This window comes from Pantoea sp. X-Soil-YNGN-775 (genome assembly GCF_059730575.1).
In genome coordinates, this window is record NZ_AP035945.1 from 3,061,769 (window position 1) to 3,088,325 (window position 26,557).

20 protein-coding genes are annotated in these 26,557 nt (G+C 58.5%); 4 read left to right on the forward strand and 16 right to left on the reverse strand.

From position 1 onward, the window contains the following. Positions 1 to 156: 156 nt before the first annotated feature. Both pbpC and AC6I8I_RS14235 read right to left on the reverse strand, forming a co-directional pair. Positions 157 to 2,424: a peptidoglycan glycosyltransferase PbpC gene (pbpC, locus tag AC6I8I_RS14230; RefSeq protein ID WP_497828666.1), complete on the reverse strand. Its 2,268-nt coding sequence runs from the start codon at positions 2,422 to 2,424 to the stop codon at positions 157 to 159. Positions 2,425 to 2,486: 62 nt separating this feature from the next. Then, positions 2,487 to 7,379: an alpha-2-macroglobulin family protein gene (locus AC6I8I_RS14235; RefSeq protein WP_497827989.1), complete on the reverse strand. Its 4,893-nt coding sequence runs from the start codon at positions 7,377 to 7,379 to the stop codon at positions 2,487 to 2,489. A 145-nt stretch (positions 7,380 to 7,524) separates the two neighbouring features. On the opposite strand from AC6I8I_RS14235, the gene sseA reads away from it, so the two are divergent. Then, positions 7,525 to 8,367 carry a 3-mercaptopyruvate sulfurtransferase gene (gene sseA / locus AC6I8I_RS14240; RefSeq protein ID WP_497827990.1) on the forward strand — a complete coding sequence of 281 codons (843 nt, stop codon included), beginning with the start codon at positions 7,525 to 7,527 and terminating at the stop codon, positions 8,365 to 8,367. A 33-nt stretch (positions 8,368 to 8,400) separates the two neighbouring features. Here sseA and sseB read toward each other — a convergent pair whose 3' ends face one another. The 5 genes from sseB to trmJ all read right to left on the reverse strand — a co-directional run bounded on the left by sseB (position 8,401) and on the right by trmJ (position 13,293). Continuing rightward, positions 8,401 to 9,165 (reverse strand): enhanced serine sensitivity protein SseB, encoded by a 765-nt coding sequence (gene sseB, locus AC6I8I_RS14245; RefSeq protein ID WP_497827991.1) that lies wholly within the window; start codon positions 9,163 to 9,165, stop codon positions 8,401 to 8,403. A gap of 47 nt (positions 9,166 to 9,212) precedes the next feature. Next, the gene (gene pepB / locus AC6I8I_RS14250; protein WP_312055102.1) at positions 9,213 to 10,499 is read right to left on the reverse strand and encodes an aminopeptidase PepB; all 1,287 of its coding nucleotides are present in this window, start codon (positions 10,497 to 10,499) and stop codon (positions 9,213 to 9,215) included. Positions 10,500 to 10,669: 170 nt separating this feature from the next. Beyond that, a complete protein-coding gene (locus AC6I8I_RS14255; RefSeq protein WP_312055104.1) occupies positions 10,670 to 11,824 on the reverse strand; it encodes an IscS subfamily cysteine desulfurase in 1,155 nt (384 codons plus the stop codon). Between the two features lie 88 nt (positions 11,825 to 11,912). Then, a complete protein-coding gene (gene iscR, locus AC6I8I_RS14260) occupies positions 11,913 to 12,410 on the reverse strand; it encodes a Fe-S cluster assembly transcriptional regulator IscR (protein ID WP_312055106.1) in 498 nt (165 codons plus the stop codon). A 130-nt stretch (positions 12,411 to 12,540) separates the two neighbouring features. Further along, positions 12,541 to 13,293, reverse strand: coding sequence for a tRNA (cytosine(32)/uridine(32)-2'-O)-methyltransferase TrmJ (trmJ, locus tag AC6I8I_RS14265; RefSeq protein WP_031376257.1), 753 nt, complete (start codon positions 13,291 to 13,293; stop codon positions 12,541 to 12,543). A 132-nt stretch (positions 13,294 to 13,425) separates the two neighbouring features. Between trmJ and suhB the strand changes: the two genes are divergently transcribed. After that, entirely contained in the window at positions 13,426 to 14,229 is an 804-nt protein-coding gene (gene suhB, locus AC6I8I_RS14270; RefSeq protein ID WP_031376258.1) for an inositol-1-monophosphatase, read from the forward strand. A gap of 62 nt (positions 14,230 to 14,291) precedes the next feature. Here the strand turns inward: suhB and AC6I8I_RS14275 are convergent, their stop codons facing one another. The 3 genes from AC6I8I_RS14275 to AC6I8I_RS14285 form a co-directional block, all read right to left on the reverse strand. Further along, positions 14,292 to 15,305, reverse strand: coding sequence for a TIGR04086 family membrane protein (locus tag AC6I8I_RS14275; RefSeq protein WP_312055112.1), 1,014 nt, complete (start codon positions 15,303 to 15,305; stop codon positions 14,292 to 14,294). Positions 15,306 to 15,511: 206 nt separating this feature from the next. Then, complete coding sequence (locus AC6I8I_RS14280) at positions 15,512 to 16,489, reverse strand: nickel/cobalt transporter (protein WP_497827992.1); 978 nt, start codon at positions 16,487 to 16,489, stop codon at positions 15,512 to 15,514. Next, positions 16,480 to 17,106 (reverse strand): DUF1007 family protein, encoded by a 627-nt coding sequence (locus tag AC6I8I_RS14285; protein WP_312055115.1) that lies wholly within the window; start codon positions 17,104 to 17,106, stop codon positions 16,480 to 16,482. Before AC6I8I_RS14285 ends, AC6I8I_RS14280 begins: the two co-directional genes overlap by 10 nt. Positions 17,107 to 17,262: 156 nt before the next feature. Here AC6I8I_RS14285 and csiE point away from each other — a divergent pair, with 156 nt between their 5' ends. Further along, positions 17,263 to 18,531 carry a stationary phase inducible protein CsiE gene (gene csiE / locus AC6I8I_RS14290; RefSeq protein ID WP_312055117.1) on the forward strand — a complete coding sequence of 423 codons (1,269 nt, stop codon included), beginning with the start codon at positions 17,263 to 17,265 and terminating at the stop codon, positions 18,529 to 18,531. On the opposite strand, the gene AC6I8I_RS14295 is transcribed toward csiE, so the two are convergent. Further along, a complete protein-coding gene (locus AC6I8I_RS14295; RefSeq protein WP_497827993.1) occupies positions 18,513 to 19,661 on the reverse strand; it encodes a 3-phenylpropionate MFS transporter in 1,149 nt (382 codons plus the stop codon). The genes csiE and AC6I8I_RS14295 overlap by 19 nt on opposite strands. Positions 19,662 to 19,789: 128 nt before the next feature. After that, a complete protein-coding gene (gene glyA, locus AC6I8I_RS14300) occupies positions 19,790 to 21,043 on the reverse strand; it encodes a serine hydroxymethyltransferase (RefSeq protein WP_031376264.1) in 1,254 nt (417 codons plus the stop codon). A gap of 329 nt (positions 21,044 to 21,372) precedes the next feature. On the opposite strand from glyA, the gene hmpA reads away from it, so the two are divergent. Then, positions 21,373 to 22,557, forward strand: coding sequence for an NO-inducible flavohemoprotein (gene hmpA, locus AC6I8I_RS14305; RefSeq protein WP_497827994.1), 1,185 nt, complete (start codon positions 21,373 to 21,375; stop codon positions 22,555 to 22,557). Positions 22,558 to 22,609: 52 nt separating this feature from the next. Here the strand turns inward: hmpA and glnB are convergent, their stop codons facing one another. The 4 genes from glnB to AC6I8I_RS14325 all read right to left on the reverse strand — a co-directional run bounded on the left by glnB (position 22,610) and on the right by AC6I8I_RS14325 (position 26,508). Continuing rightward, positions 22,610 to 22,948 (reverse strand): nitrogen regulatory protein P-II, encoded by a 339-nt coding sequence (gene glnB, locus AC6I8I_RS14310; RefSeq protein WP_003848647.1) that lies wholly within the window; start codon positions 22,946 to 22,948, stop codon positions 22,610 to 22,612. Between the two features lie 126 nt (positions 22,949 to 23,074). After that, positions 23,075 to 24,409 carry a two-component system response regulator GlrR gene (gene glrR / locus AC6I8I_RS14315; protein ID WP_409519781.1) on the reverse strand — a complete coding sequence of 445 codons (1,335 nt, stop codon included), beginning with the start codon at positions 24,407 to 24,409 and terminating at the stop codon, positions 23,075 to 23,077. Continuing rightward, positions 24,409 to 25,077 (reverse strand): two-component system QseEF-associated lipoprotein QseG, encoded by a 669-nt coding sequence (gene qseG, locus AC6I8I_RS14320; protein ID WP_497827995.1) that lies wholly within the window; start codon positions 25,075 to 25,077, stop codon positions 24,409 to 24,411. Before qseG ends, glrR begins: the two co-directional genes overlap by 1 nt. A gap of 3 nt (positions 25,078 to 25,080) precedes the next feature. Next, on the reverse strand, positions 25,081 to 26,508 hold the full coding sequence (locus AC6I8I_RS14325) for a sensor histidine kinase (protein ID WP_312055125.1): 1,428 nt from the start codon (positions 26,506 to 26,508) through the stop codon (positions 25,081 to 25,083). Between the last annotated feature and the right edge of the window lie 49 nt (positions 26,509 to 26,557).

The window sequence follows — 26,557 nt, forward strand, 5'->3', positions numbered from 1 at the left end:
TCCTGAAGAAACCGGGGGCGCACGCCCCGGCTAAGAAACGGCGCCGATTATAGGGGCAGAGCCTGGCGTTGCCTATCAGAGATCCGCAATTTATTGAAAAATCTTGATCTGAATCGAAGCAAAGCGGCCGCAATTCTGATTTAGCGCATCAAAATATCACAGGCGACTGAAGGTGACGGTGGCCAGCTGACCCGCTTCGTCCATCACCACCAGCTGATAGTCGCCCGGACGATCAAGATGCAGCGACAATGTACCGCTCTGGCTTTGCTGCGGTTGACCGTTGAGAAACCACCAGCGCGCCGTGCCCTGCCCGCCCTGCACTGCCACCGGCAGTTGCAGCAGCGGATTGCCCGGCAGCGGTTGCACCCGCTGTCCGTCAATCACGCCGGTGACGATCAGCGGTGCGCTGCTGCCCTGCTCTAACGGCGGACAGTGTGGATCGATTGGCGGTAAGCGCTGCGCCCGCCGCTCCTGAGGTGGCAGCCAGGCTTCGAGCGGCAGCGGCCACATCAGGCGTTCACGGCTGCTGGCCTGCGGACAATCCGCTGCCACCCGCAATCCCCGATCGTTTTGCCAGTAGCGTAACCGCAGGCCGCTGAGGCTCTCCTGTCCGGCAGCCAGCAGCGTGGGCGGCAGCGTGTCGTTGAGCACCCAGCTCTGCCGCCGTTGCCGACAATTCTGGTCGCCCACCGGCAGTGGCTGACCGCCTGGCCAGCAGATAGCGGCGACCGTCACCGAGGCCGGACGCCGATCGGCAGGCCATTCCTGGCCGGCTAAACGGCTGATCAGGATGCTGTTAACCTGATTCAGCACCGGTACCGCCGAGGCCACGCCTGACTGCCCGGCCACCGGCGTCGCATCCGGGCGTCCAACCCAGATGCCAATCAGGTAACGCGGATTCACCCCAACCGCCCAGGCGTCGCGGTAGCCGTAGCTGGTGCCGGTTTTCCACGCCAGCGGAACCACCGCCGGTTCGCTGCCGTTCGCCGCTGGCTGCGCCTCGCCTGCCAGAATGCGGCGGATAATCCACGCCGCGCCAGGTGACAGTAACGGTCGCTGCTGCAACGGCTGCTCGGGCAACCAGCGCAGCTGACCGGCGTTGCCGTGGCGGGCAAAGGCGCTGTAGGCCGCTACCACCTCGTCCATCCGTGCCCCGGTGCCGCCGAGGATCAGCGACAGATTAGGTCCGGAACCGGCTGGAAAGCGTAAGTTGAGCCCGACGTTACGCAAACGGGCCGCCACATTTTTCGGCCCCAGCGCTTCCAGCAGCTGAACGGCAGGCAGGTTAAGCGATCGCACTAATGCCTCGCTGGCGCTGACCGGACCATGAAAACCGCTGTCGAAGTTACCCGGCCGGTAGTCGCCGACGCGACGCGGCACATCCTGCAACAGGGACTCTGCATGGATCAGGCCATCATCGATCGCCATGCCATAGACAAAGGGTTTTAACACCGAGCCGGGCGAGCGCACGCTGGCGATCATATCCACCTGACCAAAGCGGCTGTCATCGCCAAAGTCGGCGGAACCGACATACCCCTGCACCGCCATGGTGGTGTGATCGACCACCAGCACCGCCAGTGAGGTGCGCGGTGGAAGCTGACTTTTAATGTTCAGCGCCATGCTCTCCAGCTGACGCTGTAACGACGGATCGAGGGTTGAGACAATCTTGTCACGGTCGGTCATCGACAGCAGACGCCGGGCCAGTAAGGGTGCCATCTGTGGCATCTGTCGCGGCGGAAGCCAGACCGGCTCCTGACGGATTTCAGCCACCTGCTGAGGCGACCAGACGCGGTACTGCGCCAGCCGATCCAGCACTTTGTTGCGGGCGGCTTCGGCTCGCGCCGGCCAGCGATCCGGCCGTAACCGGCTGGGTGCCTGTGGCAATACCGCCAGCAAGGCGGCCTCGCCGCGGGTCAGCTCAGCGGGCGATTTTCCCAGCCAGCTCCAGCTTGCCGCGCCGACGCCTTCCAGCGTGCCGCCAAAGGGTGCCCGATTGAGATAGAGGGTCAGGATATCGCGTTTAGAAAGGTGCCACTCCAGCTGCAGCGCGCGCCACGCCTGAATCAGCTTGCCCTTTAGCGTCCGCGGCTGGGGGTCGATAAGCCGAGCCACCTGCATGGTTAAGGTGCTGCCACCGGAAATCACGCTACGGTGCCGCAGATCCTGCCAGGCGGCGCGCAGCAGGGCCAGCGGATTGACGCCAGGGTGATACCAGAACCAGCGATCTTCGTAAGTCAGTAGTGCCTGCAAATAGGCCGGCGAAACCTCCTCTGGCGTGACCGGATAGCGCCAGATCCCGTGGCGATCGGCGAAGCGCCACAGCGGCGTACCGTCGGCGGCCACCACCACGCGCGCCGGCTGCGGTTGCTTTAGCGGTAACGGAGAGAGCCGATCCAGCCCCCACAGAGCCAGCAGCAGCGTCATTAAAAACAGCGGCAGCGCCAGCCACCGCTTTTTAGCCGGGCGGATATTCAACACCAATCCGCTTACCGGACGTTCATCGGCGGCGGGGTACTGCCGATGGCGTGCCATTCAGGAACATACATCGATTCCACCTGCGGCGGTGGCATCTGGTAAGTGCCCGGCGTGACGGCCCGCGCCAGATAGATCAGCGTTGCAGGACGATAACTATCAACCGCCAGCGCGGCGACGAAACGATCGTCACGGAACTCAATATGCCGAATATTTACCTGCTGCATATCCATCATGCTCTCTTTTAACGCATCCGCGCTGTCGCCCAGGCTGGCGCTGCTGTCCGCCAGATTCTGGTTTTCCAGCTCTAGTCCGGCAGGCAGTAAATCCACCACCAGCGCATCGCTGATGTCGCGTCTGGCTGAAACGGTCAGACGCACCACCAGCAGCTCACCGCTGCGCAGCTGGCTGAGATCGGCAGCTTTGCCATCGAGGGTGAAGTACTCCCGTTTGATCGCCAGCTGCTGGCTGACCGGCGCTGGCGGGGTCAGCGGATATCCCACTACGTTCAGGTTGCCATACAGGGCCGCCGGACCCGGATTGCTTATCGTCACGCCCTGCGTCAGCTGCCGGGCACTCAGCCCGCGGTTTAACGGCGCATTGCCGGTCAGCGGTTGTGGATCGCCCGCAAGGTTCGCCTGCCAGCGCTGGCCCTGAGCCGTTTGCAGGGTGCGCGCCGCCAGATAGAGGGCGTTATTCTCCTGCGTCGAGAACCCGCGTTTTCCATTGAGCTCTTTCGACAGCGACAGCAGCAGGCTGTTTTGCAGGTCCGGCTGCAGCTGATTTTCCGCTAACAGCGCAATCATCATGCCCTGATCGCGTACCGTGCTGCCGTAGTCCCCAATCCAGCGATCGTCAGGGCGCGTCAGACTGGCAGCCTGCACGATCGCCAGCTGCGAGCGCGGTGTATCACCCATCAGCTTCAGCGCGATGCCGAGCTGCATCAGCGCCAGCCCTGAGCGGTTCTGGTCACGCTTTTCATACAGCGCACGCAGCGCACCCAGCGGCGCGCGCTGCTGCCGCGCCAGTACCAGGCCGGCGTAAGCCTGCACGCTGAAGCGCAATGCCTCAGGCTGGTTACCGCCGCTGGCGGTGATCTGCGCCGGGTCCTGTAAGTAGCGCAATAGCCGGGCGTTAGCGCGGGTGATCAGGTCGTCAGGTAACGCATAACCGGCCTCGCTGGCACGCAGCAGAAAATCAGTCACGTAAGCGGTTAACCAGAACTCCTCTTCGCTCTGTTTACCCCATAAGCCGAAGCTGCCGTCCGCGCGCTGCATGCCTGCCAGCCGGGCAATGCCGGTTTCTACCGCCGCCCGCCGCGCCTCATCAGTGCTGGTTTTAATTCCCATCGCACTGAGCTGCGCCTGACTGGTGTAGAGCGAAGGCCAGAGGCCGCTGGCGGTCTGCTCCAGACAACCGTAAGGATAGGCATACAGCGCACTGATATAGCTGGCGAGATTTAACGGCGGCCGGTTACTCAGCGTCAGTTGCCCGCTCAGCGTCTGGCTGTCGAGACCGGTAAGCGCCGCGGCCGCCACCTGCCACGGCTGCCCGGGGGTAATCACCGCGTCAAAATTGAGGGTCTGGGCAGGATAAGGCGGCCTGACGCCGATCTTCCACTGCTGTTTGCTCGGCCGCAGCTGCTCACCAGGCAGATTCAGCCCGCTGATCTGCACCGCGATCTCGCCGTCGCCAAAACCGCTTTTCGCCATTACCGGTATCTGCAGGGTGGTGCGAGCGCCTTTTGCCAGGCTGATAGTCTGACTGGCGGCGCCCGCCAGCCCGACCAGGCCACTGGCTGCCACATCCACTTTCAGGGTCTGCGGCAGATCGGTCAGGTTGGTAATGTCCAGCGCCAGCGAAGCCTGGTCGCCGCTGGCAAGAAAGCGCGGTGTCGCCAGTTCACTGACCAGCGGTGCTGCCACCACTACTTTGCGTTCGGCAGCGCCGAAGCTGTCGTCACTCCAGGTCTGCGCCATCAGTCGTAGCTCACCGTTAAACGCCGGGATCGGCAGCGTAAGAGTGCCTTTGCCCTGTTTATCCAGCGTCACAACCTGTAATTGCTGCGCCACAATATTGACGTGGGTAACCGGCTTTTTACCGCCGCGGGTGTTGGAAGGATCTTCGCCATCACCGCCAAAGCGCAGGGTCGCCAGTCGGCCTCCGCCCTCAATCAGCTGGCCGAACACGTCATACTGATCGACGTTATAGCGTTTACGACCGAAAAACGCCTGCCACGGATCGGGAGTCTGGTAGTCAGTCACGCTCAGCACGCCACTGTCGACCGCCGACAGCAGCACCTGCACCTTATCAGGCAGCGGACCGCCGTCGCGGCTGACCTGCAGGTTTACCGTCAGGTTCTGCTCTGGCCGGATGGTCGCGGGCGTTTCCAGCGTCAGGTTGAGTCGCCGCGCCTCGGTCGCCATCGGCAGATGCAGCAGTCCGACCGCGCGTTTTGGCGTCGCCCCGCTGACCTTATCGCCGTCGCGCACCACGATGGCACTGAAGTAGAGATCGTGACGCTGCCAGCTATCGGCAATCGGCACCTCAACCTGGGTCCCCCCCTGCGGCACGGTTAACGGCTGCCACCACAGCGTGCCGCTGCTTGACTCCACCATCAGATAGCCTTTACCGGCTGTCGGGGACTCCACCTGCAGATGGACCGTTTCACCAGGCTGATACGCCGCTTTATCCAGTTTTAGTTTCACCTGATCCGGACGCAGTGCCCCGGTGCCGTTGGTATTATCCTGCCAGTCATAACCCGCCTGAAAACGTACGCTGCTGACGATCTTTTCGTCCGCCTGCACCTCAAGCCGGTAACTGCCCCACTCTACCGGGAAGCTCACCTTACTGCTGCCACCCGCCGGAACGGTGATGACGCGTTCATCTTCCTGCAGATCTTTGGCATCGTAACGCGATTGCCAGCCCTCGCTGTCAGAAAAGCTCCAGTAGTAATCGCGCCGTTCGCGGATTAATCGCACCACCAGCTTGTCAGCCGCCAGCTTTACGCCCTGGCTGTTGGCGTAAACGAGATCAAATTCCGCCAGGCTGTTTTCCGGCACGGTAGGCTCGTCGTGATAGCTGTCGCTGCGGTAGTCATACACCGCTTTACTGGCAAACAGCGGACGAATGCCGGGCAGCGCGGCGGCTGGCCAGATGGCGGTAGTGGCACGGCGAGTGACCGGCCGGCCACCGGTTTCCAGCAGGCTGGCCTGCAGAATCAGGTTGAGCGGTGAATGCAGTTGATCCCACTGATTATCGACCGTGAGCCGGGCCTTGCCGCTGGCATCCAGCTTCAGATCGACTTCATCCAGCGTGCGCTTCAGGCCCTGTTCGGTAATATCGCCAAACTGGTAACCCGGCAGCGCCGCGACCGCCTCCCGTGCCGGGCGCAGATAAAGCTCGCCCTGCAGCGCGTTACCGGCAGCCGGTGCGCCATACAGGTAGCGCCCCTCAATATTGAAGGCGATGTCGGCATCGGCAGGCTGCGGCTGGGGATCGGTTTTCAGGGTCAACGCCATGCGTTCCGGCAGAAAATCCTCGACGTGGAAAGCCCATTGACGCTTCAGATTGTCACCGGCATTCAGTCGCAGCTGCCAGTCACCGGTCATCGACGCGTCGGGCAGGGTGAAACGCTGCTGATAAAAACCGTCCTGCGGTTGCCAGACAAAGGTACGCACCAGCTGGCCATCGGGCTGGACCAGCTCGGCTTTCACCGGCTGGGCCGGCAACGGTTTACCGTCGGCATCGCGTAATAGCGCATTGACGATCACCGTTTCGCCCGGGCGATAGATATCTCGCGGGCCAAACACGAACAGCTGTTTGTCATAGCCCTGTGGCCCGGTAACCGGAAACTCCGCCAGATCCAGCGCCGGACGCGCCAGGTCGATCAGCGAGGTCTGCTCGCCCTGCATCGCCAGCAGAAAGCGGCCCTTCTCATCCGCTTTCAGACGCAGATGCCCGTTGCTGTCGCTGGTGCCATTTTGCAGCACCTGGCCTTTCTCGTTCAGCAGCCTGACGCTGACGTCAGCAAGCGGCTTGCCGTTTTCCAGGCTCTGGGCGAACAGTTCAAGCTGGGTGGGAAAGCGATGCAGTGACAGACCAATATCGCTCAGGGTAAACAGCGTGGCGGGCATGCTGTAGTGATAGGTGCCCGCCTGTTTCATCACCGCCAGATAGACGCCCGGCTGCTGCAGCGGGCTAATATTCTGAAGCGGCAACTGCAGTTTTTCACGGGTATTGCGAGCCGGGTTGAGTTCAAAACGTCCGCTGTAAACCAGCTGACTGCTTTTTAATAACGACTGAGATTGCCAGCTTGAGAGGTTATTGCCGTCATTCCACTCGGCAAGAAACGCCGCCAGACCGGCATTTTTTATCCGGAAAAAATCCACATCAACCTGGTCGATATTCAGCGCCAGCACCGGTAACCCCTGGGTAAGGCGCAGCGGCAGCAACGAACCACGGCTGGCAAAACCGACCATCGGTTCGATATCCCGGGTGGTGATTTTTTTGCTGAAGCCGGCCGCCAGCGTCTCTCCGCTGGCCGCGCGCAAGCCCGCTTCCACCGTGACGGTAAACTGATGCGACGGCTGGGGATGACGAAAACGCAGCGTTTTGCGGTTGTCAGACAGCTCCCAGCCACCGTCTACCCGCCCCTGTTTATCGTCGGTCAGCCTGACTTTTTGCGTCAGATCCTGCTTATCATCCAGCGGCTGATTAAAGGTTAAAACCAGCGCGGCAGCGCCATCAAGCTGAAGTTCAGAGAGGTCGGAGAGCGTCAGCGGCTTACTGACCTGCGTGGCGGGGGTTTCCGCTGCGCTGACAGGGTAAATCGGTACGGCTGCGGTCGCCAGCAGCGAACCGCCGATCAGCAGGCCGATCAGCAGTCGGTTAATGCGTTTTTTCATGGTAAATCCTTCACCGGGTCCCAGAGGAGTTGTTTTATAACGCTGCGCAATTTCATCTCAATGCTCGCATTTAATCAACGCTTCTCTTGAGATGGCGCCCGCATTGCCCGACACTGACAGCACAGATAACTGAGATGAGGTTGTTATGACGACGCCACTGTTTGTGTCCGCCGACTGGTTACAGGAACACTATCACGATGAAAACCTGCAGGTGCTGGACAGCCGGATGCTGCCGTCTGGTCAGGAAGCGGTGCGGGATGTGAATGCCGAATATCTGGCGGGCCATCTGCCTGATGCACCGTTTTTCAACATTGAAGAGCTGTCGGATCACACCAGCCCTTACCCGCACATGCTGTCGCGCCCCGAGCGTTTTGCCGTGGCAATGCGTGAACTGGGTATCAGCAGCGACAAACATCTGGTGGTCTATGACGAGGGAAATCTGTTCTCGGCCCCACGCGCCTGGTGGATGCTGCGCCTGTATGGCGTTGCCCAGGTGTCGATTCTGGCTGGCGGCCTGCAGGGCTGGAAAGCGGCCGGTTTTGCCCTTGAGAGCGGCCCGGTATCACTGCCGGAAGGTGAGTTTGAAGCCAGCTATGATGAAGGCCAGGTCCGTCGGCTGAATGATGTGCTGCTGATCAGTCATGAAGGTGGCGCACAGCTGGTGGATGCGCGTGCGGCCAACCGTTTTAACGCCGAAGTGGATGAACCGCGTCCCGGTCTGCTGCGCGGCCACATTCCAAATAGCCTGAATGTGCCGTGGAATAGCCTGGTGGTGAATGGCGAACTGAAGCCGCTGGCTGAACTGCGCGATCTGTTTGCCCGCGCCGGGGTTGAGCTGGACAAACCGGTGGTGGCCAGCTGTGGTTCGGGCGTCACGGCAGCGGTAGTGATTCTGGCGCTGACCGCGCTGGGCGCGCGTCACACCGCCATCTACGACGGTTCGTGGAGCGAATGGGGCAGCCGCAACGATCTGCCGATTGCGAAATAAAAAAAGAGCGGCCAGTGCGCCGCTCTTTTTCCATCAGATGATGCGTTCGCTGCCTTTGAAGTCGCGCAGGAAACTGCCCCAGCGACGTTCATAGAACGGGGTAATATGGGCAGTGAAGAAATGGCTGATGCCGCGATCCTCCACCGTCACTTCGCATAAGTCGACCGGCGCATCGTCCGGCAGCGTATCCATTGCTACGCTGCCCGCCGCCTGAATGATCGCTTCAATATCGCTGTCCGCTTCAATACCAATCAGCAGGTTCGGCGTTTCATCAGCCCGCTCACGGATGCTGGCGATAAATGCGCGGCGCACCTGCTTGTATTTGCTGAACAGCTGGGTCAGCGAATCAACCATCTGCGCCGGCGGTTCCGCCACTTCAGACAACAGCAGCGACTGTCCGCCTTCCAGCACCGTTTGCTGACTCAGGGCGTTGCCCTCTTCCGTCAGCAGATGAGTGATTTCGGCAGGCGAGAACTCTTTGCCGGTCGGTAATTTAGGGTTGAGAAACAGCGTTTCGCCACGGGTCATTTCAAACAGCGTGCGCACCGGCAGACGCAGATAAGCCTGCTCGCTGCTGACCGCGTCGCTCATCGCCTGTTCTGAACTGAAAAACGGAATGATGCTGCTGCCATCCTCTTTTTCCCAGTGCTGCAGATCGACCGGCGTGCTGGCATCAAGTTGCTGCGACGTGCTTTCGCCCGGCACCCAGACGTCTGATTCCAGCAACAGTTGAAAAAATTCGGGCCGGTGAGCGGGCTCGGTAGCGGCCAGCTTCAGCACCTCTTCAAGACGGTTCATATTCACTCTCTAAAAACGCGGCGGCACCCGCCACCGCTGAATAGCAGTTATTTCAGTAACAGGTTAGCCAGCGTCCGCACGCCAAGGCCGGTGGCACCGGCTGCCCACTGATCGACCGCGCTTTTGCGGTAGGTCGCAGAGCAGTCGATGTGCAGCCAGCCCTGCTGGTAGTTGCTGACGAAATAAGAGAGGAACGCCGCCGCGCTGCTGGCACCGGCCGCATGTGCCGGGCTGGCAATGTTATTCAGATCGGCAAAATTAGACGGCAGATGGCTGCGATGGAACTCGGCCAGCGGCAGACGCCAGAACGGCTCGTTTTCACTGACTGCGCTGCCCATCAGCGACTGCGCCAGCACCTCATCAAAGGTGAATAACGCATGGTAATCATTGCCCAGCGCGGTTTTGGCTGCGCCAGTCAGGGTGGCAGCATCGATCAGCAGCGTCGGTTGCTGCTCGCTGGCGTCGATTAAGCCATCAGCCAGCACCAGTCGGCCTTCGGCGTCGGTGTTCATCACTTCCACCGATTTGCCATTGCGATAGCGAATGATATCGCCCAGTTTAAAGGCGTTGCTGCTGACCATATTGTCGGCGCAGCAGAGGTAAAGCTTCACGCGTTTGTTGAGGCCGCGGGCAATCGCCATCGCCAGCGCGCCGGTCACGGTGGCCGCGCCGCCCATGTCAGACTTCATTGAGTCCATGAAGCTGCTCTGCTTCATACTGTAGCCGCCGGTGTCGAAGGTAATGCCTTTGCCGACCAGACAGGCGTACACCGGCGCGTTGTCGTCACCGGTCGGATTGAAGTCGAGCGCCAGCAGCACCGGCGGACGGCTGGAGCCGCGCCCTACCGTATGCAGGCCCATGTAGCCCTGCACCCGCAGATCGTCACCTTTGGTGATGCGATAGCTGACGGCGCTGCCGCCCACTTCACTGATCAGGTCGATGGCGGTGTGCGCCAGCTGCTCCGGTCCCAGCTCTTCGGCTGGCAGGTTGATGGTGTTGCGCACCCAGTCGATAATTTTCAGCCGGCGATCAAATTCTGCCTGCTCGTGCTCGCCCAGCGTTGGCCAGTCAACCTGACGCTGTCCTTTCGGGCCGCGGTAGCCTTGCCAGAATGCCCAGCACTGTTCAAGGTGCCAGCCTTCGCCGGCCAGCGCCACGTGGCGAATACCCTGGCTATCCAGTTTGCGACCGGCACGCTGAATGGTCATCAGCGCATCCGCACCGATCAGGTGCAGGGTCATGCCGCTGTCGTTGCTGCTCAGTATGGCTTTTTCGCCCCAGCGCGCATCGGCGGGCTGGCTGCTAAGAGTGATGTTCATCGGTTGTGTGGTCATCGCGAAGCTCCATAGACGTTATTCGTTTCATCCAGCCCGATTGTTAAAGCGGCTTTAATAAGATGTTAAATGTAATGCACAGACAGACCTGATAACAGATTCCGTCAGAGGATGCCAGCCTGGCGCATATTATGGCGCGGTTTCCAGAATCTGGCCGGGTATCCGGCCGATTACATTAAGGCACGCAGTCGCGTCACTGATTTCTGCACCAGCGTGATGGCGTAATCGATCTCTTCTTCGGTGGTAAAGCGGCCAAGCGAAAAGCGCAGCGAACTGTGCGCCAGCTCTTCACCGACTCCCAAAGCCCGCAGGACATAAGAGGGCTCCAGACTGGCTGAGGTACAGGCCGAACCGGAGGAGAGTGCCAGGTCTTTCAGCGCCATGATCAGCGATTCGCCCTCAACGTTGGCAAAACTGAGGTTAAGGATGTTGGCAGCGCTGTGCTGCAGGTCACCGTTCAGCGTGACGTCCGGCAGCTGGCTGATGCCGTGCCACAGCCGGTCACGCAGGCGCTGCAGGCGCGCCATCTCGGTCTCACGCTCTTCCGCTGCAATGCGGTAGGCCTCACCCATTCCGACAATCTGGTGGACCGGCAGAGTGCCGGAACGCATGCCGCGTTCATGGCCACCGCCATGGATCTGGGCAGCGATCAGCACCCGAGGTTTGCGGCGGACATAGAGCGCGCCGATCCCTTTTGGGCCATAGAGTTTGTGGGCGGAAAATGACATTAAATCGACCGGCAACAGGCTAAGATCGATCGGCAGTTTGCCGACGCTCTGGGTTGCGTCAACGTGAAACAGAATGTCGCGTTCACGACACAGCTCGCCGAAAGCAGCGATATCCTGAATCACGCCGATTTCATTATTGACGTGCATGATCGAGACTAAAATGGTGTCGTCACGCAGGGCGTCACGCAGCATTTCAGGGCTGATAATGCCGTTGGCGGCCGGTTTCAGGTAGGTGACATCAAAGCCTTCACGCGCCAGCTGCTGGCAACTGTCGAGCACCGCTTTGTGTTCAGTCTGGCTGGTAATGATATGTTTGCCGCGCGCCTGATGGGCGTGGGCTGCGCCTTTAATCGCAAGATTGTCAGATTCGGTGGCGCCAGAGGTAAACACGATTTCACGCGGATCGGCATTAACCAGTTCGGCCACCTGATTGCGCGCCACATCGACCGCTTCTTCAGATTGCCAGCCAAAACGGTGAGAACGGGAGGCCGGATTACCGAACGTGCCATCCAGCGTCAGAAACTGCATCATTTTGCTGGCTACACGCGGATCGGCCGGCGTGGTGGCGGCATAATCCAAGTAAATCGGTAATTTCATTGCGCTACAGCTCCGTATAAAAAATCATACGTCTTTATAGCAGATTCGGCCCTGCCCGCGTTAGCAGTTAGGGCCGCAACAGCGGGGATTACGAGGCGCGCAGATTGACGTTGATTTCCTGAGCGCGTGGGCTCTGGAAGCGACGATTGTCATTGGCGTTCTGACGATCGGCCACGTCGAGGATCTCCTGATTATTCACCAGCTCAGCCAGCGAAATATTGTTCAGGAAGTCACTGATGCGCACGCTCAGATCGCGCCACAGGACGTGGGTCAGGCAACGTTCGCCGCCCTGGCAGCCTTCTTTGCCCTGGCATTTGGTGGCGTCAACCGACTCATCGACCGCGGTGATCACTTCACCGACCGCGATAGCATTCGACTCTTTACCCAACAGATAACCGCCGCCCGGTCCCCGTACGCTGGCAACTAAGCCATTTTTACGCAGGCGGGAGAACAACTGCTCGAGATACGACAGCGAAATGCCCTGACGCTCGGAAATGTCAGCCAGCGGAACCGGGCCTTCATGGGAATGAAGGGCAACGTCCAGCATAGCAGTTACGGCATAACGTCCTTTGGATGTCAGTCTCATAGCGTACGACCTCAATAGCGTCCGGTTATCGGAGGATTAGCAAAAGATGTCGGCAAGTCTGACATTCCCGAGTAATTTGGTCAACTATTTAACCAGGTAAAACACTCAAGTATTTAACCTGGTAATTTACTCAACTATTATCGTCTTCTTTCTTCTCGTTTTTTCGCTTTTCAAACGACGAAAGCATGCCGCGCAGGATGTTTAGTTCATCACGTTCCGGCCGGGCACGGGTGTAAAGACGACGCAGTTTACTCATCACCTGACCCGGGTTAGCTTCACGGATAAAGCCGCTATTCAGCATCATCTGTTCCATGTGCTGATAGAAGCGCTCAAGGTCATCTACCAGCGGATAAGGGGATTCGGCATACTGCGGCTGCGGGCTGGCCTGTTCCTGCGCCTGCAGCCAGGCCATCCGCACTTCATAAGCGATGATCTGCACCGCCATCGCCAGGTTTAGCGAACTGTATTCCGGGTTGGCCTGAATCGCGACGTGATAGTGGCACTTCTGCAGCTCTTCATTAGTCAGGCCGACGCGCTCACGACCAAACACCAGCGCCACCGGCGCCTGCTGGCCCTCTTCGACACTTTTCACGCCACATTCGCGGGCATCAAGCATCGGCCACGGCAGCGAACGGGAACGTGCGCTGGTGCCCACTACTAAACTGCAGCCGGCGATAGCTTCGTCCAGCGAGTCGACGATTTTAGCGTCGCCAATCACATCACTGGCCCCGGCGGCGAGGGAGATCGCCTGTGAATCGGGTTTGACCAGCGGGTTAACCAGATAAAGGTTGGTCAGGCCCATGGTTTTCATGGCGCGGGCGACGGAGCCCATGTTGCCGGTGTGAGAGGTTTCAACCAGCACGATACGGATATTTTGCAGCATTATTGAGGAGTCTCAGCAGCGGGTCAGTAAAATCAGTAGCGCGAATGCTAACATAAAGCAGGACATTTACCGAACACGCTGCTATACTCCGCGCCGTTTTCCCCGTTCTTTAACATCCAGCGAGAGATACCGATGCATCCAATGCTCAACATTGCCGTGCGCGCAGCGCGCAAGGCCGGAAATTTAATTGCCAAGAATTATGAAACCCCGGACGCCGTCGAAGCCAGCCAGAAAGGCAGCAACGACTTCGTAACCAATGTTGACCGCGAAGCAGAACGCCTGATTATCGAAGTGATTCGTAAATCTTACCCGAAACATACCATCATCACCGAAGAAAGCGGTGAACTGGCGGGTGAGGATCAGGACATTCAATGGGTTATCGATCCGCTGGATGGCACCACCAACTTCATCAAACGTCTGCCCCACTTTGCTGTTTCCATCGCCGTGCGCATCAAAGGCCGCACTGAAGTCGCGGTGGTTTACGACCCAATGCGTAATGAATTGTTCAGCGCCGTACGCGGCCAGGGCGCCCAGCTTAATGGATACCGTCTGCGCGGCAGCATCGCTCGCGACCTGGATGGCACCATTCTGGCTACCGGCTTCCCGTTCAAGCTGAAGCAGCACGCGCCAGCCTACATGAACATCCTGACCAAACTGTTTACCCAGTGCGCCGATTTTCGCCGTACCGGCTCAGCGGCGCTGGATCTGGCCTATGTTGCAGCCGGTCGCGTCGATGGTTATTTTGAGATTGGCCTGAAGCCATGGGATTTCGCGGCGGGTGAACTGCTGGTGCGTGAAGCGGGTGGTCTGGTCACTGACTTCACCGGTAACCACGGTTATCTGCATTCCGGTAATATCGTTGCCGGTAACCCACGCGTAGTGAAAGCCATGCTGTCCAACATGCGTGAAGAGCTGAGCGAAGCGTTAAAACGCTAAGTCACAGCACAGAAAAAGGCGGCTTCTCAGCCGCCTTTTTTATTGCCTGTTTTTCGCGTCGGTTAACGACGTTCGTGTGACAGCACCTGACGAGGCTGAGTACGACGGCCCACCATCCCCATCACACCGGCCAGCACCGCTTCGATAATCAACAGAATCAGCGCATACCAGCTGGCTTTTGCCGTGGCCGCTGCCGCTTTCTCTGCTGCTTCACGCGCTTTCTGCTCGGCCTGCTGCTTCACTTCCTGATATTTCTGCATCGCCTGCTGATAGCTCTGCTCAGTCTGGGTAACAATCTGATCGACTTCCTGATCGCTTTTACCGGTACGCGCTTTGATAATATTTTTCAGCGCATCACGATCGGCAGCCTGTAATGTATCTGAATGACGATTCATCACGCCTTTTAACCAGTTAGCCAGATCAGTATCCGCCGTCTGTGGATGGTTAGCGGTGTTGTTAGCCTGGTTCTCTGCATTCTGCGCTTCGTTATTTGCATCCTGTTTTAAGTTCTCAGGCTGTAATTCCGGTTTACCGGTCTGACGCAGCGTGGTTTCCAGCTCGTTTTGCAGGTCATCTAAATTAATATTGCTTTCCTGCAGTTTATCTTTCGCCATTTGAGTGACCGATGGCGCAGCAGCGGAAATACCGCTACCCAATGCCTGGAAACCAGAACCGACAATATTCATCGCCCCACCCAATACACTGCTCGCCAGCGCAATCGCCAGGTAAATAGTGAAAATTGTGCTAAGGCCAAACATCAGTAAGCCGTGCAGCGCGCCTTCACGCTGTGCCAGACGACCCGCCACATAGCTACCGGCCGCCATCGCCACCAGCATTTCAATGGCGGTCCAGACCAGTGCGCCAGTACCCAGTCCGTCTAATGGATTCTGTTCCTTCATCGGATCTACGCTGGTCGCGCCAATTGCCGTTCCCAGCAGCGTCAATATGATGTGAACGATCAACGCGCAAATTACCCCGGCAAAAACGGCGCTCCAGGAAATACGCTTTAGTGGCAATCCTGCCGGCCCGGTGGCCAGCGTTTCGGTATAGCCATTATTAATACGGGTATCAGCCATGAAATATACTCCTCGCAAAAAACAGAAAGGTGCTTTGGTTTTTTATCATCCCGGCAGAGAATGCCGTTTTGGTATTAACAGCGTAGACAGTGAATAGTCATTTCACCACCATCGGGAAGTGAGAAAAAAATAACGATGTGAATTTACAGAAATTAGCGAGATAAGCTACGCAGCGGAAATTTAATTCCCGCTGCGTTTGTTAAAGTTCAGAAAGGTCGAATTCCGCCGCTGAAAGCGGGCTGTGCTGACTGCCATAAAGCGATACCGGCCACAATTAATATCAGGCTACTGATTAAGGTCAGCACTGGAACCAGCAGCTGCGCCAGTCGATTGTGCCGCGGCTGGGCCAGCCGTTGCGCCACTATCCGGGCGCGCTGGACCAGCAAGCCAATCAGCGAGATGGTCAATGCGGTGCCGAGCGCCATCGCCGCCGCTGAGAGTACGCCCCAGGCATAGACGCCGATCACTTTGGCAAACAGCAGCATCATGATCGCCCCGGAACAGGGCCGCAGCCCCATGGACACGACCACCAGCAGCTGGGTTTTCACACTCACCGCCTCGCGTATCTGCTGCGGTGACGGCAGGTGCGCATGTCCGCAACCACAGTGTGCGTGATGCTGGTGATCGGGACGCAGCGTGCGAAAAGCGAGCGCCGGGCGCGGACGTCGCATCTGCCACAGCGTTCCCAGCGCGCGGTAACCGATCCAGGCCCCCAGACCGATCACCAGCAGAAAGCTGCCCTTTTCCAGCCAGAAGCTGCTGAGATGCAGCTGACGTGAAGTGGTTTGCAGCAGCACCAGCATCACCGTGACCAGCACGATCGCCACCGAGCCCTGCAATAGCGAGGCCAGCAGCGTCAGCTTAATACTGGTTTTGACTCTGGCCGGATGGGTTGCCAGAAACGTGGTAATCACCACTTTGCCATGGCCCGGCCCCAGCGCATGCAAAACGCCATACAGCAGGCTGAACAGCACCAGCGACAGCCCGGCCTGCTGCGGCTGCTCAGCCACCTGCTGTAACAGTTGAGTCATCTGTTGATGCAGATCTTTCTGCCACAACACGCTCTGCAGCAGAATCTGCGGCCAGTTAAGCCAGAGCAGCGTGCCGCCAGTCAGCAGCAGCGCCGCCAGCAGCCACAGCGGCCAGAGTCGTGAGACGCCGCCCGGAGTGGACATTACTGACATGTGAGCCTCACCGTCTGCGCGAACTGCCGGCCCAAATCAAGCTCTTCTGCCGGCGCATCGGCCTTATCCAGCGACAGCGCATACTGTTTCAGCGAGTCGTTGGGCTTTGGCGTGTTAAGCGTAAACTTACAGCGCTCCTGCAGGGCCGGAGGCAGCGTCAGGGCGCTGGCGTTGTCATAAAACATGTCGACAAAATAAGTGGGATCGAAGGTCAGAATGTCGAAACGCTGCCCGGTCAGTACCGGTGGTTCCGCCAGCGGCAGAATAAACTCCAGCACCGCCTTATGACCGTTACGCGAAAGATTATATTCGTCAGGCAGATTCAAAAATTTTACCCGCTGTTGGTTATGCCAGATTTCTGAGAAGTAGTGTTGGCCCAGCACGTTAGCCATCACGCCGGCCGCCAGCTTCTTCCACACCACGCTGCCTGGCTTCGCCTCGCCAGCGTCATACAGCAGATCGGCAGAGGTGATCTCATCCATGGTCCAGGTCATTTTTAAGCCGGTGAAGGTATCCCCCTTCGCCACCAGTTCAGTTTTCATGTCGATGAAACTGTGTGGATGCGCCAGTGCCGCCGGACTTAAGGCCATCAGTAATACAAAGCGTGTGCGTTTCATAATGTTATAAAGTAACGTTCCCGATAAAAAGAATCTATAAGTAACAAAATTTTGTGACCCGCCTTAAACCTCTGACTAAAAAAACCGCCTGACAGCTACCGGGACTGACCGGGTTGGCTATTCTTAGCTCAAACTAGCCTGCTGGAAATCTGATTGATGAGTTCTGCTACCCCTTTGGCACCACTCTTCACCCGTTCACAGCGACAGTGCCATCTTTTATTGCTGCTATTTCTGCCGACTCCCGCGCTTACGCTTGAAAAAGTCTGCCAGTTAAATGGCGTTGATCCTGCGGTTGCCCGACAGGATATCGCGGAAGTGGGTGACGAGATACAGCGATATCACCGGCTGGAACTGCACCAGATGGTGGATGGCAGCTTTCGTCTTCATGGAACAGAGTTGGATCGGCGCCTCTGCCTGCTGCACAACCTGCGACGCAGTTTGCGTTTGTCGCAGACCTTTGTCTGTGAGCATTTTGCCGGTCCGCTGCGTCAGCGTCTGAAAGTGATGAAGATAGAGAAAGCGCTCTACGATGAGACCAATCTGCAGGCGTTAATTCAGCACTGCGGACTGCGGCTGGACCGCGATTTTAGCGAACGGGATCGGCTGTTCTTGCAGATTTTTATGAAGTATGGGCTGTGTCAGCGTCAGCCCGCGCTGTTCAGCGAGGCTCAGCGCGTCTGGCTGCAACATAAGGCAGAACGGCAGGCGGCTGAAGATGTGATCCATCACTGGCGCAAACGCTGCCATCTGGCACCGCACATCAGCGAAACGGATTTCTGGACGCTGCTGTTCAGTCTGATCCACACCCCGCAGGCCGATCGGGTAAAGCATCCCTGCGAGCAGCGATTAATGGCGGCGACAGTACAGCTGATTGCCGATTTTGAGCAGTGTGCTGCGGTGACCTTTGCCGACCGCGACGATCTGCTGCAGCAGCTCTATACCCATCTGGCGCAGGCGCTGGATCGCACCCATTTCACCATCGGTATCGACAACAGCGTGGCGCTGGATGTCAGCCGCCTCTATCCGCGCCTGTTACGCACCACCCAGCTGGCGCTGCGCGCTTTTGAATATGAATACCAGATCGCTTTTACCCCGGAAGAGGTGAGCCTGATTACGGTGATTTTTGGTGCCTGGCTGATGCAGGAAAATGCGCTGCAGGAGAAGCAGGTACTGATATTAACCGGCGAAGATCCGCAGCTGGAGCAGGATGTCGAGCAGCAGATCCGTGAAATCACCCTGCTGCCGATCAATATTACCTACCAGCAGGTGAGCAGTTTTCAGCGCGATGGCGCGCCGCGCGAAGTTGACCTGATTATTTCACCCTACGCCACTTCCCTGCCGCTCTACTCACCGCCGCTGATACATGCGGAACTGCCGCTGACGGCGCACCATCAGCAGCGTATCCGTTATTTACTCGAGTCGTAACGCGGGCGCAGGAACAGCGCCGGCAGCGCCACCAATGCCATTACCCAAAACAGATGCCCCTGCAGATGGGTAAACAGCACGCCGCAAATCATAGTCATCACCGCAATCCCGCCGCCCATTGCCAGCGCGGAATAGAGCGATTGCAGCCGGATCACCTCAGCGCCCTGACGGGCAGCAATAAAGCGCATCGCCGCCAAATGGCAGACGGTGAAACTGCCGCAGTGCAGAATCTGCGCCACAATCAGCAGCGGCAGCGCGGTGCTGGCTCCCAGCAGGCTCCAGCGGATCAGTGCGCAGATGCCTGACAGCAGCAGCAAATCGCGCGCGCTCCAGCGTCGAAACAGGCGGTTGCTGAGCGCAAAAATAATGATCTCCGCGACCACGCCCAGCGACCAGAGATAGCCCACCGTTGAGGCCGAATAGCCGCTCTCCTGCCACCAGATAGCACTGAAGCCGTAATAGGCGGCATGCGCCCCCTGCAGCAGCGTTACGCACAGCATAAAGCGCCAGACCGCGTTTTCACGCAGCAGGTCACGCCAGACCGGCCAGCCACCGCCTGATGCGCCCTGCCGCTCATTCCCCTGTGGATGAGTGGCTGGCGTGAGCATCATTCCGGCCAGCATGCTAAATGCCCCTACCGACAGCAGCAGCAATATTGCCTGCGAGGAGTAAGCACTGACCAGCACCCCGGTCAGCGCCGAACTGATGACAAACGCCAGCGATCCCCACAGCCGTACCGGACCGTAAGCCAGGCCAATCTGCTGCGTCCAGGTGGCGGCCAGCGCATCACTGAGCGGCACCAGCGGCGAAAAGAACAGGTTAAAGCCAATCATCACCGCCATCAGCCACATCCACTGTTGCCCGACCCAGTAGCCAATGGCGAACAGGCAGGTCATCAGCGCCAGCAGGCGAAGTGCGGTAATTAACTGTGCCGGATTCTTTACCTGAGAGGCGATAAGCAGGCTGCCGACAAAGCGCGCCACCATGCCACAGCCCAGCAGCAGACCGATTTTTTCCGCATCGAGACCGGTGCCTTTGAGCCATACGCCCCAGAAAGGCAGGTAGATGCCGTAACAGAAGAAGTAGGTGAAGTAGCCCAATCCGAGCCATCTGGCGGAGCCGATTGCCATATTCCCTCCAGCAAGTGTGCTGCCTGGCAGTAAGAGTCGGCGCTACTCTGGCAGATCGCCGCACCTCAGACAATAAAAAAGGATGGCTGATGCCATCCTTTTTATGCGGTTACACAACAGGTTAACGCTTAAGCATAGACCGGCAGACGGCTGCAGATTTCCAGCACTTTCTGTTTGGTGCGCTCAATGGTCGCTTCGTCGTTGATGTTATCCAGCACGTCAGCAATCCAGCCCGCCAGTTCACGCACGTCCGCTTCGTTAAAGCCACGACGCGTAACGGCTGGGGTACCGATACGAATACCCGAGGTAACAAACGGGCTCTTCGGATCGTTCGGCACGCTGTTTTTGTTTACCGTGATGTTGGCACGACCCAGCGCCGCATCGGCTTCTTTACCGGTCAGGTTTTTGCTCACCAGATCGATCAGGAACAGATGGTTATGGGTGCCGCCAGAGACGATGTTGTAGCCGCGTGCGATCAGCACCTCGACCATCGCTTTGGCATTTTTCGCGACCTGCTGCTGATAGGTTTTGAATTCCGGCTCCATCGCCTCTTTGAACGCCACCGCTTTACCGGCGATCACGTGCATCAGAGGACCGCCCTGTCCACCCGGGAACACCGCGGAGTTCAGTTTTTTATACAGCTCTTCGTCACCGTTTTTCGCCAGGATAATACCGCCGCGAGGACCCGCCAGCGTTTTGTGGGTGGTCGAGGTCACGATGTGCGCGTGCGGCACCGGGCTTGGGTAGACGTCAGCGGCGATCAGACCGGCAACGTGCGCCATATCAACGAACAGCCATGCGCCGACGCTATCGGCGATTTCACGCATTTTTGCCCAGTCACATACGCCGGAATAGGCAGAGAAACCGCCGACGATCATCTTCGGCTTATGCGTTTTGGCCAATTCAGCCAGCTCGTCGTAGTCGATCTTGCCGGTTTCATCGATGCCGTAAGCGACTACGTTGTAGAGTTTGCCAGAAAGGTTAACCGGTGAGCCGTGGGTCAGGTGTCCGCCGTGGGCCAGGTTCATGCCAAGGATGGTATCGCCCGGCTGCAGCAGTGCGGTGTACACCGCGAAGTTCGCCTGTGAACCTGAATGCGGCTGCACGTTAGCGTAATCAGCGCCAAACAGCTGTTTAGCGCGGTCAATCGCTAACTGCTCAACGATATCAACATATTCACATCCGCCGTAGTAGCGTTTGCCTGGATAGCCTTCGGCGTATTTGTTGGTGAGCTGCGAACCTTGCGCCTGCATAACGCGCGGGCTGGTGTAGTTTTCAGAAGCAATCAGTTCAATGTGCTCTTCCTGACGCACTTTCTCTTGCTCCATCGCCTGCCACAACTCGGCATCATAATCGGCAATGTTCATATCACGCTTTAACATCCGCATCTCCTGACTCAGCTAACTTTTTTAACGGCAGTTTAAGCCCCACCGGGGCGAAGGCCCACAGTGTAAACCGTTTTATCAGGTGAAGGTAGGGTGAATCCCCTCTTTTTCCGCAAACGATTGGCTATGCAGCGGCACGGGATTTTTACGCTTTTTTCTGGCGAAACTGCATCACGATTTTTCTTCAGGATGTGACGGAGATTTCCTCCTCCAGCGGCAGTTCGCGACCTGCCCAGCCGCCAGAAAGTTGATGCGGTTATTTACAGCGCAGCGGGTATCGCTATAAGATGCATTTAAAATGCAACTTTACATGTGAGGTTCTTCCTATGCTTGATGCGCAAACCATCGCGACCGTTAAATCGACTCTGCCCGCCATTGCGGCCTGCGGTCCGAAACTCACCGCCCACTTTTATGACCGCATGTTGTCGCACCATCCCGAACTGAAAAACGTCTTCAACATGAATAATCAGCGCACTGGCGATCAGCGTGAAGCGCTGTTCAATGCGATTTGCGCCTACGGTGCTAACCTGGAAAATCTGGCAGTGCTGCTGCCGGCGGTGGAGAAAATTGCCCAGAAGCATACCAGCCTGAATATTCAGCCCGATCAGTACGCCATCGTCGGCGAAAATTTACTGGCGACCATCAAAGAGCTGCTGGATCCGGGTGAAGAGGTGCTGGCGGCCTGGGGCCGGGCTTATGGCGTACTGGCAGAGGTATTTATCCAGCGTGAAGAGCAGATTTATCAGGCGTCAGAACAGCAAACCGGCGGCTGGCGGGGTACCCGCGCTTTCCGCATCAGCGCCATTGAGCAACAGAGTGCGGTGATTAAAAGTTTCACCTTTACGCCGGTCGACGGCGGACCGGTGGCCGCATTTGAGCCGGGTCAGTACCTGACGGTGCACCTGCAGCCCGCCAGCTTCGAACATCATCAGATTCGTCAATATTCCCTGACTAACCTGAGTAACGGTAAAGATTACCGCATTGCGGTGAAACGTGAGGACAAAGGCACGGTTTCCGGCTGGCTGCATCAGTATGGTCAGGTGGGCGATGAAGTGCAGCTGGCTGCGCCGCACGGTGATTTCTTCCTGCAGGCTGAGTCTGCAACGCCGGTGGCGCTGATTTCGGCGGGCGTCGGTCAGACCCCGATGCTGGCCATGCTGCATGCGCTGGCCGCGCAGCAGCATCCTGCGGCGGTAAGCTGGCTGCACGCTGCGGAAAATGGCGAGCAGCACGCCTTTGCCGACGAAGTCACAGCGACCGGCGCCCGGCTCAGCGATTTCGTTTCGCAGGTCTGGTATCGTCAGCCTGCCCCGCAGGATGCCGGCGCGTTTGATGCGCAGGGCATGATGGACGTGACGGCGCTGGCAGCACGTTTACAGTCACCGCAGACGCAGTTCTACCTGTGTGGCCCGCTGGGCTTTATGCAGCATGTGGTGGCGCAGCTGCGTGATGCTGGCGTCGAGGATGCACGCATCCATTACGAACTGTTCGGGCCGCATAAAGGCATGTGATTGCGCCATAAAAAAAGCCCGCATCGCCGCGGGCTTTTTTAATCTGGCGAACTCAAATCGCCTCTTCATCCTCTTCGCCCGTACGAATACGCACTACGCGCGCGACGTCAAAGACAAAGATTTTACCGTCACCGATTTTACCGGTCTGCGCAGTGCGCATGATGGTTTCAACACAGGTATCGACGATATCGTCGCCGACCACCATCTCAATTTTTACTTTCGGCAGAAAGTCGACCATATACTCTGCGCCACGATAGAGCTCGGTATGGCCTTTCTGGCGGCCGAATCCTTTCACTTCACTCACGGTCATGCCGGTGATGCCGACTTCAGCTAAGGCTTCACGTACATCATCGAGTTTGAATGGTTTGATAATCGCATCAATCTTTTTCATGTCAGACCCTTTTCTCTCTCCCTCCGTGGTCGGAAGGGTTTATCAAGTATAAATGTTGCTGGCGTGGCCGGGCAGCTAATATCCGCCATGCGGATCACGCTTTGCCCTGCGGATTGGCGGCGCACGCTACTCTTTAAAATCGCTGGCGTCCAGTTCGTGACGAGACAGCAGCTTATAGAACTCAGTACGGTTGCGTCCAGCCAGACGCGCAGCATGGGTCACATTGCCTTTGGTCATCTGCAGTAACTTACGCAGATAGTTCAGCTCGAATTGATTGCGCGCCTCGACAAAGGTGGGCAACGCACTGTTTTCACCGCTCAGCGCCTGCGCCACCAGCGCATCACTGATTACCGGTGACGCGCTGAGTGCCACACACTGCTCAACCACGTTGACCAGCTGACGCACGTTGCCCGGCCAGCTGGCGGCCATCAGGCGTTTCATCGCATCGACAGAAAAGCTGCGGATCTGCGGCTTATGCCGTTCCGCCGCCTGACGCAGCAGATGATTCGCCAGCAGCGGGATATCTTCCGTCCGCTGATGCAGCGCCGGAATTTTCAGGTTAACCACGTTGAGACGATAGAACAGATCCTCGCGGAACTCTTTTTTCTCCATCGCCTTAGGCAGATCGCGGTGAGTGGCGGAAATGATACGCACGTCGATATCCATGTCGTGATCGCTGCCGACCGGCCGGACCTTGCGCTCCTGCAGCACCCGCAGCAGCTTAACCTGCAACGCCTGTGGCATGTCGCCGATCTCATCCAGAAACAGCGTGCCGCCACCGGCCGCTTTGAATAGCCCATCACGGGCGCTGACCGCGCCGGTAAACGCTCCTTTGGCGTGGCCAAACAGCTCCGACTCCAGCAGTTGTTCCGGCAACGCGCCGCAGTTGATGGCGATAAACGGCTTGCCGTGACGCGGACTGGCAGCATGGATCGCCTGTGCCAGCATCTCTTTACCGGTGCCGCTCTGACCGTTAATCAGCACGCTGACGTCAGACTGCGCCACCATATGCGCCTGCTCCAGCAGCCGCAGCATCAGCGGGCTGCGGGTGACAATAGCTTCGCGCCAGCGGTCATCGCTGATCGGCGCCTGCTGCGCCAGCGCTTCATCAATCGCTTTATAGAGCGCATCACGATCCACCGGCTTGGTCAGAAAGCTGAACACCCCCTGCTGAGTGGCGGAGACCGCATCCGGAATCGAGCCGTGCGCGGTCAGGATAATTACCGGTAGCCCCATGTGGCGTTTCTGGATTTCGCCAAACAGCGCCAGACCGTCCATTTCGTCCATCCGCAGATCGCTGATAACCAGATCAATTTTTTCTTTCTGCAGCAGGCGCAACGCCTCCGGGCCGCTGGCAGCGGTAGTGACCTGATAACCTTCGCTGCTGAGACGCATGCCCAGCAGCTTCAGCAGGCTGGGATCGTCATCGACCAGCAGCAGCCGGGCGGCTTGTTTAACCATTATTGCTCCTCGTCCTGCGGCAGTGCGGTGCCGTGACTGCTGTCAGAGACATCCGGCGCTTTGCGGGATGATAGCTGGCGCTCAATGTCAGTCAGTCGCTCCAGCTTACGCTGCGTATCACTCAGCTGCTGTTGCTGCCTGACCATCTGCTGCCGGAGCGTCTCCAGCTGGCCATCACTGCTTTGTTGCAGATGTGCATAACGGGTTCGCGCTTCGCTGAGGTCAAGTTGCGCCGCCTGATTGCTGCGCCACAGCTGAATAAGCGGACGAACCGGCGCAGGAAAATCACTGCTGTAGCGGTCCAGGGCAGCGACATACTGGCGTCGCTCCACCGGGGTGACGTTGCCGTTAGCCATTAACACGCCCTGCTTAAAGGCGCGTGACCAGCCGTCAGCCGGCCAGCGGTGCGCTTCGGCGCGGGCTTCGGCGGGCGACAGCCGTTCTGCACAGTCGATGGCGCGCATCCAGTAGAGCGGATTCGCCAGCGCCGCGTGGTTCTCAATCTGCCACACGTCGCTGCAGCGGGTGGCCAGATAATCGGCTATTTTGACCTCCGGCTCTGCCACCGGATGGCCCGACGGCAGCGATGAGGTGGCCGGAGAAGTAGTACATCCGCTGAGCAGCAGCGTGGTCAGCGTGCTCAACAGCAAAGCGGGTAAATATTTCATCAGTCAGACATTCCCGGCTGTGGTATTCAGTTCAATGCGAAAACAGACGCCGGTGCGATCGCTGGAGACCAGCGACAGGTCGCCCTGCATCCGACGCAGGCAATCTTTGGCGATGCTCAGGCCCAGCCCGCTGCCTTTCACCGGCCCTTTACGCTGCTGGCTGCCCTGAAAGAACGGCTCGAATATCATCTTCTGCTCGTCCGGCGGAATCGGGGTGCCGCTGTTGGCAACCTCGATCCAGATCCGATCGCCCTGCTGCTGACTGCGCAGCCAGATGGTACCGGATTCGCTGCCGTAGTTCACGGCGTTCGAATAGAGGTTGTCGATCACCCGCATCAATAGCGTCGGCTCGGCCAGACAGTGGGTCGCGTTGAGCTCCAGCACCGTCTGCATCAGTTTGGTTCGCGCCGACAGCGCATGGGCGCTAACTACCCGCGCCACAATCTCATCCAGCCTGACCGTTTCCAGTCGGGTCGGGCCATCGGCCAGTTTACGGTTGTAATCCAGCAGTTGCTCAATCAGCCGCTGCAGATGGCGGCTACTGCTGTCCAGAATCGACACTACCTCTTTCTGCTCGCTATTAAGCGATCCGGCCACTTCATCCGCCAGCAGTTCGGTGCCTTCGCGCAAACTGGCTAACGGCGTTTTCAGTTCGTGGGAGAGATGACGCAGGAATTCATGACGCTGGGTTTCCAGCCAGGCCAGCCGTTCGCTCAGCCAGAGAATACGCTGACCGAGTGACCGCAGCTCGCGCGGGCCGCGAAGCTCTACGCTGCTGCCCAGTTCGCGTCCTTCACCCAGCCGGTTGATCATCCGTTCGATGCGTTTCACCGGCCCGATGATCATGCCGGTGAAGAGCATCATTAACGCTAGGCTGATAATAAACAGAATCAGCGCCTGCCAGCCGAAGAACTGGCCGCGATCGGCAATTTCACGCTGCAGCTGTAAGCCGCGTGAGAACACCACCTCACGCGTGTCCTGCACCATCCGGGCATTGGTGGCCGAGAAGCGATCCAGCGCTTCGGCGGCGCGCGGCACCGGGTTGCCATTGTCGCACTGTGGTTGAGTCAGCAGGGGCAGCGTGGCTTGCAGCGTCTGGAAAGCTGGCAGTTCCGGCAGGCTGGCGCTGTGAGCGCTCAGCATCTGGCTGTAGCGGGTGCGCTGCGTTTGATAGAGCCGCGCCAGCGAGGCGTCATCCAGCACGCAGTACTGGCGATAGCTGCGCTCCAGCTCAACCGCCGTGCGCGCCATCGCCTCACTGCGGCGCACGTCGGTGAAAGTGTTGCGGTTGGTGTCCGCCGCCTGTTCGCTGAGGGCCGAGAGGCTTTCCCACGCCTGCCACGCCAGCACCAGCAGCGGTAACAGCACCAGCACAAACGCCATCAGCACCAGCTGGCGCAGAGAACGGGGAAATAAACGCCATCTTTTCACGCGGCCGCTTCCTTAGAAAAATGCTGTCTGGATGCTAGCGGAGTCTGAT